The sequence below is a fragment of the Vibrio sp. YT-19(2023) genome, from assembly GCF_033337395.1.
In genome coordinates this window covers 100,186-115,509 of sequence record NZ_JAWOQN010000008.1, presented here as the reverse complement: position 1 = coordinate 115,509, position 15,324 = coordinate 100,186, and the positions used below count along the sequence as shown (strand labels likewise).

The 15,324-nt window shown below is 44.8% G+C and carries 16 protein-coding genes; 8 read left to right on the top strand and 8 right to left on the bottom strand.

The window, feature by feature from the left end; all coding sequences use genetic code 11:
• Positions 1-53 precede the first annotated feature (53 nt).
• Entirely contained in the window at positions 54-578 is a 525-nt protein-coding gene (locus R7E78_RS08105) for a TetR/AcrR family transcriptional regulator (protein WP_130546449.1), read from the top strand.
• A gap of 44 nt (positions 579-622) precedes the next feature.
• On the opposite strand, the gene R7E78_RS08100 is transcribed toward R7E78_RS08105, so the two are convergent.
• Together R7E78_RS08100 and R7E78_RS08095 are read right to left on the bottom strand one after the other, a co-directional pair.
• Positions 623-2,092 carry a hypothetical protein gene (locus R7E78_RS08100; protein WP_318057819.1) on the bottom strand — a complete coding sequence of 490 codons (1,470 nt, stop codon included), beginning with the start codon at positions 2,090-2,092 and terminating at the stop codon, positions 623-625.
• A 33-nt stretch (positions 2,093-2,125) separates the two neighbouring features.
• Positions 2,126-3,691, bottom strand: a complete 1,566-nt coding sequence (locus tag R7E78_RS08095) for a bifunctional UDP-sugar hydrolase/5'-nucleotidase (RefSeq protein ID WP_318057818.1) — start codon at positions 3,689-3,691, stop codon at positions 2,126-2,128.
• A gap of 274 nt (positions 3,692-3,965) precedes the next feature.
• Here R7E78_RS08095 and R7E78_RS08090 point away from each other — a divergent pair, with 274 nt between their 5' ends.
• The gene (locus R7E78_RS08090; protein ID WP_318057817.1) at positions 3,966-5,021 is read left to right on the top strand and encodes a nitronate monooxygenase; all 1,056 of its coding nucleotides are present in this window, start codon (positions 3,966-3,968) and stop codon (positions 5,019-5,021) included.
• Positions 5,022-5,059: 38 nt separating this feature from the next.
• Here R7E78_RS08090 and R7E78_RS08085 read toward each other — a convergent pair whose 3' ends face one another.
• Positions 5,060-5,539, bottom strand: a complete 480-nt coding sequence (locus R7E78_RS08085; protein ID WP_132936985.1) for a peptide-methionine (S)-S-oxide reductase — start codon at positions 5,537-5,539, stop codon at positions 5,060-5,062.
• A gap of 217 nt (positions 5,540-5,756) precedes the next feature.
• Here R7E78_RS08085 and R7E78_RS08080 point away from each other — a divergent pair, with 217 nt between their 5' ends.
• The gene (locus R7E78_RS08080) at positions 5,757-6,497 is read left to right on the top strand and encodes a DNA-binding transcriptional regulator YciT (protein WP_182015808.1); all 741 of its coding nucleotides are present in this window, start codon (positions 5,757-5,759) and stop codon (positions 6,495-6,497) included.
• Here R7E78_RS08080 and R7E78_RS08075 read toward each other — a convergent pair whose 3' ends face one another.
• The 4 genes from R7E78_RS08075 to R7E78_RS08060 all read right to left on the bottom strand — a co-directional run bounded on the left by R7E78_RS08075 (position 6,498) and on the right by R7E78_RS08060 (position 9,343).
• Positions 6,498-7,391 carry a DMT family transporter gene (locus tag R7E78_RS08075; RefSeq protein WP_318057816.1) on the bottom strand — a complete coding sequence of 298 codons (894 nt, stop codon included), beginning with the start codon at positions 7,389-7,391 and terminating at the stop codon, positions 6,498-6,500. It abuts the gene before it with no gap.
• Positions 7,392-7,545: 154 nt separating this feature from the next.
• Positions 7,546-7,902 carry a VOC family protein gene (locus R7E78_RS08070; RefSeq protein ID WP_025768007.1) on the bottom strand — a complete coding sequence of 119 codons (357 nt, stop codon included), beginning with the start codon at positions 7,900-7,902 and terminating at the stop codon, positions 7,546-7,548.
• A gap of 29 nt (positions 7,903-7,931) precedes the next feature.
• Positions 7,932-8,585, bottom strand: a complete 654-nt coding sequence (locus tag R7E78_RS08065) for an isochorismatase family protein (RefSeq protein WP_017635129.1) — start codon at positions 8,583-8,585, stop codon at positions 7,932-7,934.
• 32 nt (positions 8,586-8,617) lie between these two features.
• Positions 8,618-9,343, bottom strand: a complete 726-nt coding sequence (locus R7E78_RS08060) for an NUDIX domain-containing protein (RefSeq protein ID WP_005373953.1) — start codon at positions 9,341-9,343, stop codon at positions 8,618-8,620.
• A 298-nt stretch (positions 9,344-9,641) separates the two neighbouring features.
• Between R7E78_RS08060 and pncB the strand changes: the two genes are divergently transcribed.
• The 4 genes from pncB to R7E78_RS08040 all read left to right on the top strand — a co-directional run bounded on the left by pncB (position 9,642) and on the right by R7E78_RS08040 (position 13,315).
• On the top strand, positions 9,642-10,952 hold the full coding sequence (pncB, locus tag R7E78_RS08055; RefSeq protein WP_318057815.1) for a nicotinate phosphoribosyltransferase: 1,311 nt from the start codon (positions 9,642-9,644) through the stop codon (positions 10,950-10,952).
• Positions 10,953-11,272: 320 nt separating this feature from the next.
• Entirely contained in the window at positions 11,273-11,632 is a 360-nt protein-coding gene (locus tag R7E78_RS08050; protein WP_005373947.1) for a hypothetical protein, read from the top strand.
• Positions 11,633-11,846: 214 nt separating this feature from the next.
• Positions 11,847-12,365 (top strand): glycine zipper 2TM domain-containing protein, encoded by a 519-nt coding sequence (locus R7E78_RS08045; protein ID WP_213911845.1) that lies wholly within the window; start codon positions 11,847-11,849, stop codon positions 12,363-12,365.
• A gap of 170 nt (positions 12,366-12,535) precedes the next feature.
• Positions 12,536-13,315, top strand: coding sequence for a class I SAM-dependent methyltransferase (locus R7E78_RS08040; RefSeq protein ID WP_318057814.1), 780 nt, complete (start codon positions 12,536-12,538; stop codon positions 13,313-13,315).
• 63 nt (positions 13,316-13,378) lie between these two features.
• On the opposite strand, the gene R7E78_RS08035 is transcribed toward R7E78_RS08040, so the two are convergent.
• Positions 13,379-14,260, bottom strand: coding sequence for a DMT family transporter (locus R7E78_RS08035; protein ID WP_005373940.1), 882 nt, complete (start codon positions 14,258-14,260; stop codon positions 13,379-13,381).
• A 93-nt stretch (positions 14,261-14,353) separates the two neighbouring features.
• On the opposite strand from R7E78_RS08035, the gene R7E78_RS08030 reads away from it, so the two are divergent.
• Complete coding sequence (locus tag R7E78_RS08030) at positions 14,354-15,238, top strand: LysR family transcriptional regulator (RefSeq protein WP_005387224.1); 885 nt, start codon at positions 14,354-14,356, stop codon at positions 15,236-15,238.
• The last annotated feature ends 86 nt before the right edge of the window (positions 15,239-15,324 follow it).

Sequence of the window (15,324 nt, the reverse complement as noted above, 5' to 3'; positions counted from 1 at the left end):
AATCTCAACCACGCAAGGTATGATCCTTTCAGGCTCATTAAGCAGAAACATCAATGACGAAGCGACAACAAACCAGAGATAAAATTCTAAAAGCCGCATGGGCATCTTTTGCTCAAAATGGCTATGACATGACGACCACAAGGCAGATAGCGAGAGAAGCAGGAGTAGCCGATGGCACAGTGTTTAGCCATTTCCCGACTAAACTGTCGATTTTGCGCGAAGGGATGCTGGCGCAACTGCAACAGATCAGCCAAGAAACGCTAGTCAGTGTGGAAGGTAAAACCGATATCGACATTGGTTTGGCGCTGACGGAGAAATACTATCGCTACTATTTTGCGAACGTTGAGCTGAGCCGAGCTTTGTTGAAAGAAGTGATTTGGGATTTGGATTATTATCAGTCGTTTAACCAAGCTTTGTTTCAATCTGTAAACGGAAGCTCCGTCCTTGAGGGAAAAATACCGCTGATTTTTGACTGCTATTTTATGACGTTAATCTCGCACTTGAGCCGTGCAGAACCGGATGTTGAAGCGGCACTTGAAGAGCTTCATGCTAAGTTTCAGCAAATCATTGCGATTTAATCACCAGGCTAAAAGTCGAACCTGAGAGCTTCAAATAACATCGATTATGGTGAAGTGTGCTTGCTCGAGCCTTCAAACGTGTGAAGAACGTTTACCGAGTGGTTGATTGATTCGGCTATGCTATCGACGCGAGACAGGTCGATCTCATTCACCCCAACTTTAGGTGGTGATAGCATGGCTGAGTAGTTATAGAGAAATCGATAAATCGCTTGCCACTGTTTAATGCGCTGTAAACTCAAGCGGGCAGCGTAGCTTGGCGGTAACCATTGGGTATAACGGTTCCAAAACTCGCTGTTCCAATTCGGGTGTGTCGGGATTAATTCGTCTATCGATTCCGATGGTCTTACGCTTTTTTGAATCAGCCAACCCACCCCCACTTGCCAACTCCCATATTGATTTTGAATGTTTCCACGACGCCAGGTTTCATCCCACCAACTCATCTTTTGCTTTGCATTATTTAAGCTGAGATTTTCCTCACTCTGTTCAGTATGGCAATAATAGAGTTGCGTCTTGCCCCGCTTAATTGCGGAGGTGAAAGCGGTGATTGCTGCACCTCGTAAAAAGCTTTCATGTTCGAGGACAAAGCGTTTCGGTACTTTGTTAGCAAAGTATTTCGCCAAGTTTTGCATGTGCGCGTGAGCGGCAAAAACAGGGCGAGTGAGTAGTACTTCTTTTGATTTAGCATGCGAACCATCGCAGTAAGCGAGTTGGTCAAATTGGCTGCGGCTAAGAATTTTGTCGTAAGTGCGCTGCGCTTGGAGAAATACATCTGATTCGTTTGGCACTTCTTCTTGCTGCGTTAATTGGTAACGACTTTGCTCCCAAAGCGGTTGAGGAATAACGAGCTCTGACATTTCGGTCTGAGGAAACCAAGCGTTGTCACTGAGCAAAAGCATGTAACCCGTTTGGGCATCGGCGCTGCATAGTGTCCAAACATGCGCTGCACTTTGTTCTCGGCCATGGTGGCGAAAACCAGAGCGCGCCACTTGAACAAAGGAGCGAGTTTGGATATTAGAGAATGATAAATGACGTTCGTATAAGCGACTAAAAGTGTCCAGCATACTTGCCAAACGCTCAAGAGATTGTGAAAAACGGCGATGATTCAAGCCCAGTTTATACTGTAAATCTTTGGGTGAAACTTCGGCCAGCAGAGCATCAAGCAGTGGTTGGAGTGTGTGAGGTTCTTTGATCGGGTTCAGCAGCGTGGCGGTTTTTTGACAGTATCGACACTTTACTCTTGGGCTACCGACGGCTGTTCTCCCGTAACGTTGCCAAGCAGGTAATCGGCACTCGCAATGAGGCAATAGCTTCAACTCAAAGGTTTGCTTTTGAAGTTGATGAGCCAATGCGAGTATCGGCTCGTTAATCAAAACTGGAGGATAAGCACCACACTCAGGGCAATGCCACGCATCGTAGCCGAGCCGATTTGAGCGAGAATACAAACTGAGATCAGGCACGCCGCAATTAGGGCAGCCAAATGACTTACAGCCATTGCATTCTTGACGAAAAGTCATGATGCTTATCCTTTGAGGTTATTTGTCAGAGACTCACTCTTTGACGCTGACATCCACTTGGCGACCCAGCGCCGGAACGATAACGTCTTTCTTGGTTTTAAATTGGTCAATCAATACTTGGGTGACTGAATCGCCTTGCGATTCTAACGTGCCTTTTTCAAATACATGATAACCGTCGCCCCCGCTCGCTGCGTAAGAGTAAGTGGCCACTTTGTATGATTGCGAGTCGTTCACTGGTTTGCCATTTACATTTAGGCTGAGCAGGCGTTTACCTTGCGATTTTGCGTTGTCGTAGCGCGCTTCAATACCGGAGAATTGTGCCAGACCGTAAGGCAATGTGTAGCTGTACTCCAACAGTTCTTTCAACTGTGCGCCATTGAGTTTTACGACGGAAAGTTTATCTGTGAATGGGAAAAGATCCATTACGTTTTCCATCGTTATTGGGCCCTTGTTAAGATCAACGCGAATACTGCCCGAGCTGATCATACCCACATCTGCATTAGCGGCTTCGCGCATCATATCTGCTACTAAATTGCCTACGTTGGATTCGCGGTAATAACGTCGGTACGCCGTGTCATTAATGGTCGCCAACTGCTGACCAAGCTCTGGGTGTTGCTTGCGAGCATTGGTAATAAGATCGCTCGTTTTTTTGTCGCGTTCAAGCTTGTCTGACTCGACAGGAATCAATTTTCCGTCTAGCAGTTTTACGTCGTGCTTTTCGGTGTCTACGGCGAATTTAGTGTAGCCCAAGTATTTGCCTTGGCCGAAAGTGAGACCGATAACTGTGCCCGTTTTTGGGTGCACGACAGGCTTCCATAAACCATGGTCCGAGTGGCCGCCAAAAATCACATCGACCCCATTTAGCTTGCCAGCCATGTCGTAATCTTCATCAAAACCGCGTTGCACTTCGGGATCGGCTTCTTTGTCGGTTTGCATTGGTGCCGTTTTATTTTGGTGTGTGAGCACGACAATCATGTCCACTTCGTTGCGGATCTTATCAACCCAGAACTGAGTGGTTTTGATTGGATCGTCGATAGTCAAGCCTTTGCGATTCCCTTTCCACATGGTGTTGTAGAAGGCATCAACGCCCATTACCCCAATTACACCGACACGAATGCCATCACGTTCAACAATGGTATATGGAGAAGAAAATGGCGCATTGTTTTGCTCAAACTTAATGTTGGCATTGAGTACGGGGTAGGCGGCTCTTGGCATGTTCTCTTTCAAGGTTTGCCAGCCATATTCAAACTCGTGGTTACCGAGTGTTATCGCGTCGTAGCCCATCGCACTGTACAAATCGAAAGAGAGCTTGCCTTGCGTTTTTTTCGCGAGTGACCCAGTAAAAATGTCCCCAGCATCGAACAAGAAACTGGTTTCCTCTTGCGCACGAGTTTGTTTGATTAGCGTGGCAAGGTAAGGAATACCGCCGATATGGCTAATGTCTGGATTCCAAAATGCGTCAACAGGCTCATAAACGCTTTCAATGTCATTGGTGTGCAGCAACGTGACGTTGCGAATTTCCGCAAAGGAAGAAAATGAGACGCCGATAGAGAACGCCGCTAACGCATACAGCAACGGCTTTTTAGAAAATGTCTTCATAGTTGATCCGGTAAAAGTTGAGTAAGAAGTAAGGTTTCGCGAAACAGAGCAACTTTAAAAAAGCACGTAACTCAGGCGATTGAATTGGATCACATAAATTCATGTCAGTAATCGCCAATTGACGCGGAATGTCATTTCAAGTGGGCGTCGAGTGCACAGAAATAACAACGCAGTTGGGTGAAAATTAGTCGATATGAGATAGTGGACATATTGAGCGTATCAGTGAAAATGCGCATAAAACAACAATTCAGTTGGACGAACTCAAGGAAGAACGATGAAAAACAACGCATTTAATACACTTTTGGGAACAGAGTTACCGATTATTCAAGCGCCAATGGCCGGTGTGCAAGACAGCCAAATGACCATAGCCGTCAGTAATGTTGGCGGGCTTGGCTCGTTACCTTGTGGAATGCTGAACAAAGACGCCATCGTAAAAGAACTTCAACTTATCAAGCAGGCAACTAACCGACCGTTTAACCTCAATTTCTTTTGCCATGAAATGCCGGAGTATGACGCCAACAAGCACGAAAAGTGGCAAAAAATGCTGCAACCGTATTTTTCCGAGGTTGATGCAACCGTTCAGGCTCAGCCAAACGCTCCGACAAGGATGCCTTTCAATCATGATATTGCTGACGCGATTGAACCATTTGCACCGCCAGTGATCAGTTTCCACTTTGGTTTGCCAGATGATGATCTGTTAGCTCGAATTAGAGGGTGGGGAGGGAAGATCCTTTCGTCAGCGACTACGGTGGACGAAGCACTTTGGCTAGAAGCAAAAGGCGTTGACGGTATTATCGCCCAAGGCTTGGAGGCTGGTGGACACCGAGGTATGTTTTTATCGGATGATTTAACTACTCAATTAAGTTTGATTGCGTTATTACCACAAATCGCCAAACGGGTGAATTTGCCTGTTATTGCTGCAGGCGGAATCGCTGATAGAAGTGGGGTGGAAGCCGCGTTGAGATTAGGAGCGAGTGCCGTTCAAGTTGGCAGCGCCTATTTGTTGTGTGATGAGGCGAAAACATCGTCTTTACATCGATATGCCATTGCCAGTGAACGCGCGCAACATACCGCTGTGACCAATGTTTTCTCGGGCCGACCAGCGAGAGGCATTGTGAATCGCGCGATGTCGGAGCTAGGCTACATCAGTGAGTTTGCGCCGAAATTCCCATACGCCTCCATTGAAATGGCTCAACTAAGAGCGCTGATGGAAAAGCAAAACCGAGATGAATTCACTCCGTTGTGGTGCGGACAAAACTCGTCGGGTTGTAAAGAAATATCGGCGGCAGAAATGACATTGTCATTAGTGGAAGGCATCGATTTAAACTGATGTGCGTCTTGCCTTTTAAAGCGATGCTGACTGAATGGTTACGAGTTATCCCTGTATTTATGTAGTAAATCTAATGGGATGTGGCAGTAATCATTCGGAAAGTTTGTGAGTCTGTCTTGGTGCTCATCATCACTTGGTACATAATTTGTGAGTGGCAGTACTTCTACGGCGATCTTGTCGGCGTCCCGTCGTGCTGCGATAAACGCTTTCGCGATGGTGAGATGCTGTTCGTTTTGGCTATAAACACCAGTACGGTACTTCTCACCAACGTCTTCACCTTGCTTGTTAACGCTGTAAGGGTCGATTATCTCAAACAAATACCCCATTAAAGTTTCAACCGAAACTTGCTCAGGGTCGAACTGGGTTTTCACGCACTCTGCGTAGCCATCGTATTCGGATTGAGTGTTATCCGTTGTGCCATTTGCTCGCCCGGCTTCTGTGTTGATTACGCCCGGAAGGTGGCGCATAAATTCTTGCACGCCCCAAAGGCAACCGCCTGCGAAGTAAATTTCTTCCATTACTTTTATCCTAGTCTCTATCGTTGTTGGGATGTAGGGAGTTAACCCCTCTTCTTCCATCCCATTTTCGTTGCCCTATTATCTGTTGATGGGAGCGATATTCGCAAGGTACAGCTTGGCTAATCAGACCACGCGTTTTTTCCTTTTTACTTTCAAGTTCTTTTCATATGAAACATCAGGTGAGTATACTGTAAGCTCATCAATAAGGAGCGAACCTGTGAACCCAAGACAAAATGAAATCCTGCAATTAGTGAACGACCGTAAACGCGTTCAAGTCACAGAGCTTTCTGACATCATTGGCGTGTCGGGTGTGACCATCAGACAGGATTTGAACTTTCTGGAGCAACAGGGCTACCTAAAGCGCGTTCACGGCGCAGCTACCGCGTTGCAAAGTGATGACATTGATGCCCGCCTAGAAGTACGTTTCGATATTAAACAATCGCTCGCAAACCAAGCTGCGGATTTGGTCGCACCGAATGAGACAGTGCTGATTGAAGGAGGCAGTGCCAATGCGTTGTTGGCTCGGACATTGGCTGAGCGCGGCGATGTGACCATCATTACGCCATCGGCGTATATCGCCCATCTCATCCGTAACACTTCTGCCAACATTATCTTGCTTGGTGGCGTGTATCAGCACCAAGGCGAGAGCTTGGTCGGACCGCTGACTAAGTTGTGTATTGAGAACATTCATTTCAGCACGGCCTTCTTGGGTATTGACGGCTTCCATCAAGACACTGGCTTTACTAGCCGCGACATGATGCGCGCTGAGATCGCAGAAACCATCATTGCGAAAAAAAGGCGCAATATTGTTCTAACGGATTCTAGTAAATTTGGGCAAATTTATCCCTCATCAATTGGTAAGACTGACGAAATATCAGTGCTGCTGACTGACAAATCCGCTCCGAAAAGCGACCTTGAACAAATCAAAAAGCGAGGTGTGGAAGTTATATTAGGCTGATTAAGCCACGCTTCGTTTTCGCTTCGCGAGCATTGCTGTTGGGGAGAAACCGGTGACTAGCATAGTGCCGCTAAGCACTAGAATTGTTCCTATGATGGTGTTAGAGCCGACGGGCTCATCTAGCACCAAGTAGCCCCATAAGATACCAAAAACAGGAACAAGAAAAGTGACAGTCAGTGCTGACGCTGGGCCGATATCAGAAACTAAGCGGAAATAGAGCAAATAAGCGAACCCTGTGCATACAACGCCGAGCGTGACAACAGAGCTCCATTCGAAATGACTTGGTTCTGCACGCATTGGTAAGAATGGTAGCAGCGGCAGTACCCAAATAACCGCCGCCCACATGCTGCCGTGAGCATTGTCAAAAGCAGGTACTTGTGGCGCATTTTTAGTGTAGTTGGTAGCAATGCCATAGCTGAAAGAAGCCATCAAACTGGCGGCAATAGGGAGCATGGTTTCTTCACCTATGGTTGAAGTATCTAAGCCGACCAAGACTGCAACGCCTCCAATGCCTATTAGCATACCGAGAACAGATTTCGCTGTGAGTGGGCTGCGGTACCAAACAAAGCCAACTAGTGCTCCCCATATTGGGGCGGTTGAGTTCAATATTGCTAAAGTTGATGCATTCAGTGTCTGGGCTGCGTACGCAAAGAGTAAAAATGGAACTGCGCTATTGAATAAGCCAATAATAAAGAAGTGTTTAGTATGCGCAGTTAACGTGAGTTTCTTCTTCAAATATACGGCGATCAATAACAAAGCGACGGCGGCAAATGTAACTCGAAATTCGATTAAGTAAGCCGGCCCGAATGTGTTGGCGGCGACTCGCATAAACAGAAACGAGCCACCCCAAATAGCAGCGAGGCAGAGTAAGCGAAAAAAACTGACGGCAGTCATTTGACATCCTTGGTCGAGGTCTAGCGCCTCATCGATTAATTGTTGCGCTAACAGTGAATTAAACCAAGGATGAGGTCAACCAGAAATGTAATGCCAGTTCCGGATCTGGCTAGCTTGGGCTCACGTTGATGGTGTGTTGTTGATTTGTGATGACTTAATGGCTCTCTGACCATACTGCGAATTCATTTCCACTCGGTTCAGTGAAGTGGAATCGACAGCCGCCGGGGAATTCGAAAATAGGGCGGATAACTTTTCCACCATGCAGCTCTACTTTTGTCTGAGTGGCCTGAATGTCTGAGCTATAAAATACTAAAAGTGCGCCACCATTTGCGGTTTGGTTTATAAACTCAGATTTGAAGAATCCGCCATCCAACCCTTGTCCTGAAAATGCAGAATATTCTGGACCATAATCGGTAAAGCTCCAGTCAAAAGCACGCTCAAAAAATTGTTTGGTCGCACTGACATTAGTGGAACCAAATTCAACGTAATTCAATTTTTCATGTTGATGCATGGTGAAATCCTTCTCGGTTACTATCGTTTCTAGGCGAACTTTTCTACGATGATGTCGTCCGCTTTTTCGACAAATAATGCGCCATTATCTCTGAGCTCTGTCAGCACATTCTCTACATTATCAGGCAGCACCGCACGAGTTGAAGCAAGATTAACTACCACATTGTAGCCAAGTTCCAGCGCTTGCATGACGGATTTTTTCACGCAAAAGTCTAAGGCAAGGCCACCGATAACTAAGGTATCAATCCCGTTGAACTTTAGAAATTCATGCGCGCCTGTCGTTTTGGTGTCGGCAATATCATGGAAAAAAATACCGTAAGGGTGTGCGTCAGGATCCATACCTTTATTAACTTGAAAATCATAGTCCAACACGGGTGGTAAGCCATCTAGCAGCTCAGAACCTGTTGTGCCAAGCACACAGTGACGGTTCCACTTTATATCCACATTCGGTAAACCAACGGGCTCAAGCATATTGGATGGCGATTCTGCATCCCACTTTGCTTTTGGTGGGTGTAAGTCACGACTGACCAGTTTTAATCGGCCTTTGGCATGATTGTTCAAAAGTTCCGGTACGATTTCCAACGCACCTGCAACGGGCAGTTCATTTGGACATAACTCACTAAAGCCTTTCTCTGGATCAACGTCGATCACTGCTGTAGTTTGATAGTTTACTCGAACAGTCATGGCAGACTCCTTGTCTGTCTGATTGTCTGCGTTTATCCACGCAAACAGTTTTGAAAAAAGGTTACTTCGTCGCTAGTCAGCGTATATACCATTGCGGGTTTTCCACCTTTGCCTTTGTTGGTTGAAGCGACTTTATTAGTGGGTTTTAGTACGCCTGAATCTATCAAGCGGCGCTTAATCGTCATTCGGCTGATATCAATACCAAACTCTTGATAAGCAGAAATGATGTCCGCAACCAAAAACTCTTTGTCTAATGCAAACAAAAGAACCGATGTGTATTCAATGGATGCACGAAGCTTTTGCCACGCTTTTTCAATGGTTTTTTGATGATCAAATGCGAGGGTTTCTTCTCCATTGAGAATAGCCTGTAGCGAAAACCATTTAAGTTGGCATTCCGGTACACCTGCATTATTTATTTGCTCTACATTGTTACGATCAACTAAGGCGTAGTGCGTAATGTTTAAGCTCCAGTCTTCTGGATCGCGCTTTGGATCACCGTCGATAAACGCTTCGCTAAAATGGCGAGGGTAGGTATGGATTTTCTCACGGCAAATTCGGCGACGCGCCGCTTCAAAGTTTTCATCGGCCGGGCGTCCGCCTTCACTGGTTAAGTCTTTATCAAAGACAAATCCGCCCGGTAGTGCCCAGACTCCATGGTATGGCCGATTTGGATTTGAACGTTTAATCAACAACACTTCCAATCCCTTATCGGCACAGCCAGATAGCCTGAATGGAATAATGTCGACAGATACGATCATGGTTGGGTCCTAATATTGATTTGTAAGTAATCTAGCGCATAACAAGTGGTCAATCAATGGGTAAGTAACGAGTTGTTAGAAACGTTTTCGGTAGTGTTCTTAATACGGTTTGAGCATAAATTTACGGATGACTCTGACTTATTCACAATGCTTGCTCGAATTCTAGACAAAAAAACCTTATAAAAATGAGTGGTTAGTAACAAAAGTTGACAAACTATAGATGGGTGTTTATTGTTTACGCAAATTAGTTAGTAACAAAAAGTTATATACCCAGGAAGGGCATGTAGAAGGGCACCTAATGACCACCAAACTATTTTCTTCCCGCATCATTCAAAGCGCTTTGGATTTCGATGTCTACAAAGTCAATATGATGAGCGCTGTAACAGCGCTTTACCCTGATGCGATGGTGTCATATAAGTTTATCGTGCGCAGTGAGGAAGACCTCTCTGAGCTTTTGCCCGAGGTAAAAGCCGAAGTCCTTAAACTGCAAGATATTCAATTTACGCAAGAAGAAATTGAATATATTAAGCGTGTCGCGCCTTACCTGAATCCTGACTTTGTTGATGCACTGCGCCATTTCCGTTTCAACCCACAAAGTGATGTCTCTTTCCATAATAAAGCCATGGCTGATGGCTCAAGCCAGTTAAGAATTACCATTAACGGTTGGTGGCGAGATACCATCTTGTACGAAACGATCATCATGAGTATCGTGTCTGAAGTTCGTAGCCGTCAGCGTTGGTCAGATATCCCTGTTGCGCAATTTACCACTGTTTTAGAAGAGAAAGTTCGGCACCTAAAGTCGGAACTAAAACGTCGTAACATTACTAACTTTAAATTTTCTGACATGTCGACGCGTCGACGTTTTTCCTTCCAAGCTCAGCGCACTATGCTGGAATATTTGTGCCAGGAAGTGCCGGAATGCTTGACAGGAACAAGTAACTATCACTTAGCAAAAGAGCTGAATTTGACGCCTATCGGCACCGTTGCTCATGAATGGTTTATGGGACACCAAGCTCTGGTGAATGTGCGAGATTCGCAAAAAGTGGCGTTGCAACGTTGGCAAAAAATGTTTAATGGTGCACTAGGTATTGCGTTAACCGATACGATTGGTATCGATGCTTTCCTTAAAGACTTTGATGAAGAACTAAGTAACGCGTACTTCGGTGTACGTCACGATAGTGGTTGCCCTTATAGCTGGGGTGAAAAAATGATTGCACACTACCAGTCGCTGAATATAGACCCATTAACAAAAACACTGGTGTTTACCGACGGACTTAACTTCGAACAAGCGTTAGATATTTGCGAGTATTTCCAAGGACGTATTCAGGTGAGTTTTGGTATCGGTACTTTTCTTGCCAATGATATGGGTGATTATGTCAATAAAGATGGTGAAGCCTACCAGCCACTTTCTATCGTGATAAAAATGGTCACGTGCAATGGTTCACCGGTCGCCAAAATCAGTGACGAACCTGAGAAAGCCATGTGTGAAGATATCTTCTTTTTGATGAATCTCAAGCGCCGCTTTGAACAACCTCTTGATTTAAATGAGTGTCGTAAAATGATCGATCGTTTAGAAACTGAAGGTCAAAATTATCTCATTGACGCTTAGGCGTTATCCTCTCTCCATGATAAGCACCCTCTATCGTTACGACAAATTTATATAGGTAAACGTGGAGGGTGATTTCGTTATAGTAATATACAGAAGTAACCAGATACAGCGCAGGAAAGCACTCAAAAGTTGATGTGTTATCTGCCTTTGATTGGTGTAAATCGATACGTTACAGCATCGTGGACGGTGTATCTCATCCGATACTAAACTCAGTCTAATCACGTAGTTTACTCCCACGTACCATGAGCTCACTCGGGTATAGACGTCTATCTGCTTTTATGACTTTGGGCTTCACGTAGTTGCTTGAATCAGGAGTCAAAATGAACCTAGTAGTACATTTGCAAAAGAAAGCGATCCGAAAATATGGCTATGAGATGGCCACTCGCCAAGCATGGAAGTGTGGTATCAAGGCAAATCTTGTAAAGCGCGTGATTGGCCTTTTTAAAGGACAAATTGTTTGTGTGGTTGAAGGTTGCCGAGCAGAGTTTTCTTCTCCTCTTAATAACCCCCTTCACGAAGATGACAAGCAGGGGCGATATGTGTTTGTTGGTGGTGTATGCTGGGAACCAAATAACATTATAGCGCCTGGTTTCCCTGATTTTATGTTTATGCACGTGCGTAATCTAAGCCACCGTCATAAGTATTTAACGGATGACGAACTATTTTTGAGCTTGGCTTAAAAATAAATCTCATAGACTAGTCCAGCCCAATCATAATCAGTAGTGATACAGTTTTAGCTCTGTTGACACGCTGCTGAGTGTTTCTTGACGTATCTTTTATAAAACAGTGTTTCTTTACTTGTTAATGACAGAGGGTTTGTTTTCGTCTGATGTGATTTCCCTTTTGCGATTTACCATAACGCTCATCAAAGCAAACCATACTGGGATGTAAATCATGAATATGAAATCTATCGCAATTGCAACGGCAGTTGTTGCTGTACTAGCAGGCTGTAAAGACAAAACGCCACCAGCTCCAACTCAAGCAAACATTACTTTGGTTGAAGCGGTGACTGAAACGGTGAAAAAGCCGCACCAAGTATGTAAAGACGTGGTAGTAACCGAGCAAGTTGCCCCTTCGGATGACAATAAAATTATTGGTACGGTTGGTGGCGCAGCAGCTGGAGCAGCGCTGGGCAACCAAATCGGTGGTGGCTCAGGCAAAGTGATTGCAACTGCAGCTGGTACGATTGCTGGTGCACTGACAGGTCGTAAGATCCAGGAGAATGTGCAAAAAGGTGATGTAGTAACAACGACGAAAAAACAGTGTCATACAGAATATACGACATCTGATAAAGTAGTGGGTTACGACGTCACTTACGAAGTTTCAGGTGCACCAACGACGGTTCGTTTGGCGAGCAAGCCAGCGACAAAAACGTTCCCAATTCAAGATGGTAACGTTGTTCTACCACAATAGTTAGCGACTTAACCGAAGCGATTAACAAGCCCTTTTATCTTTGAGATGAAAGGGCTTTTTCACATAAGCGGCGTTTTCATCTGTTTTCCCATTGGAATGTGCGGCCAGAAATACCCGTTAATTTCCGCGTTCGATACAATCACTTTTCTTAAAGTACGAACGGAAAAAACATGGAAGATTTTTACCTGACCGAGCACGGTTTGGCTGGTTATTTCGAAGCGCAATGGTTCGACAAGTTCATTGAGGATCAACAGATTGAGATGATAACCAGTCGCTCAAAACAAGTCCCACTTTCTTTTTTGTCATCATCTCACTGCTCCCAAGTTGCTGATTTTATTGCGCAGGCGGTAATCGAAAGCAGCGTTCAGCCGTATTCCCTACTTGAGGTTGGGGCGGCGCTGGGAAGAAATTATTATGAGTTAGTGCAACGCTTACCTAACCTTAAAGAAGCGACGCTTGTGGAGCCTTCAAAAAGGTTAATGGATGGCTTGAAGCAACTATTAATAGAAGAACAACGCGTCGAGCTTACTTACCTTCACGATGTGAACACCTTAAACACTTTAGAGGTAGAGAATAGAGATATCGTACATAAATGTGCTCATGTTGATTTGACGCTAATTAACCAGCCTTTTGAGCTCGATACTCTCCAATCTCGCTTTGATTTAGTCGTATGTTTAAATGTGATTGATCAATGTGAGTCGCCACTTAGCGTGATCAATGCTCTAAAAAAAACCACCAAGGTGGGTGGGCTGATCGTTGTCTCTTGCACTTATCAGTGGAACGCGAAACACATCAAAAATAAAGAAGAGGCGGTTGATGATATCAAAGAATACTTTGCTGAAGGCTGGCGTCTAGTGTCGGAAGCCGAGCATGAATATCGCATCCGGTTTAATGATCGCTTTGCAAGGCAGTTTTTATCTCACGTAGTCGCTTACGTAAAAACCGATTAGAGCCACATAAAAAAACCGAGCACTTACGGCTCGGTTTTTTAGTCTTTGGGCTAGAGCACAACTTTAAGTAACGTGCGCTTCTTGTTGCTCTTGCAACTTTTTCTTGCGACGTTCTCGTTTAGAAAGCCAAACCAGAGGCACAACAATCATAATGGTTCCTATTGCCATAAATATATCTGGCACTTCTCCAAACCAAATCAATCCCACAAACACGGCACCAATTAAGCCACTGTATTCAGCGCTAGCAATTTTGTTGCTATCGATCGAGCGGTAAGCGATGACACATGTTGCTGCATAAATCATGATGAACAAACTTGAGCCAGCAGCAACAGGGAAAGCACTCCAGTCCCAAGGTTCTGCTTCGATCAGAACAAGCAAGAAGGCTACTGGAATACCTGCCAAGTTTGTCATCAATAATGTTTGCATCACAGACTGATTTTTTGGCAGTTTTCGAATGAGCAAGTTATTGATTGCTAAAGTAATTGCAACAACTAAAGCTGAAATCGCTGCCCAATCGATTTGGTCTGGACGAATGATGACCAATACACCGGCAAAGCCCATTATCGCTGCGGCGACCGATTGCTTAGACAACTGTTCTCCAAAAAAGATTGCTGCAAGCGGCAACATGATCAATGGCGCGGCGTAAAAGATCGCGTTCGCAGTTGCGAGCGGTAAAGATGAGATCGCCAAAACCATGAATATTGCACCAAGTAACCATACGTGAGCGCGAACAGCATGCCACTTAAACCCTTCAAGAAAAGGCGCATTTTTTGTTAGCAGGTAGACTGGCAGCAGGAAAAGCACCGCTGAAATTTGTCGGAAAAAGACAAATTGAAAAATAGGCACTTCATTTCCGACACTTTTAATTAAAGAGTCCGAAAGCACCGCAATGAGATTTCCAACAATTAATAGCAGCATCGCTGCTCCGACCGATGTAACTTTCACTTTTTCCTCTCCTCTTTCTTTGCCAAAGAGTAGGTGATGTCATAGGATGAAGTGAAGTGATATTTATTAGTTTAAGTATGAGATTTTTAGATAATGAAATTGCCACCACTCAGAGCGGTTCACTGTTTTGAATCTGTTGCCAGAAACTCTAGCTTTTCGCTTGCTGCTGAAGAACTCAATGTGACACAAAGTGCCGTTAGTCACCAGATACGATTATTAGAAGATTATTTGGGTGAATCATTATTTATCCGTCAAGGCAGAAAGCTCTCTTTGTCCGATACGGGCACTCGCTATTTAGAGGATATTAGCCCAGCAATTAGCTCAATTGCGATGGCCAGCCAAAAGGTGCGAGAAGGGGACAAAGGCAGCATACGGTTGGCGATTTATAGCTCGCTTGCCGTAAAGTGGCTTATTCCGCGTTTGTCTGATTTTAAGCGCTTACATCCAGAAATCGATCTGACACTCAATATGGTCGTTGGTGATCCTGAACAGACAGACAGCGTTGGCGATTGTTTTATCACGGTAGAAAAGCCAAAGCGAAACTACATGTCGGTAAAGTTATACGCGGAGACGCTGTATCCGGTCTGCAGCCATAAAATTTGGAAAGAGTTGCAAGATCAACCGATTCCAGAAGCGCTTTGGCGATACCCTATTTTGTCGACAGACTCAATTTATCGTGAGAGAGGAAAAGACTGGGCTGAGTGGTGCAGAGCGGGCGGTTACACCTTGCCGAAAGATGTCGATGTTCAACATTTTAGTCATATGTTGTTGGCAATAGAGGCGGCGCGTTATGACCAAGGCATCGCATTTGCGAATGATTTTATGCTCAATGAAAGAGATAAAGCGCACGATTTGGTGTACATCCCTTCTCATGGATTGGAAACCGGAGACAGCTTTTATTTTATTCATAAAAAGAGTCGAGCCAAGCAAGCGGAAATCATCAAGCTCACTAACTGGTTGAAGCAGCAATGCTTGTGAAATGACTAAATTGTCAAAATTAAGAAAGAAAGTGGCAAAGTTGTGTCTAAATATTTCATGTTTTATTGAGTTTTTATTCATTAACA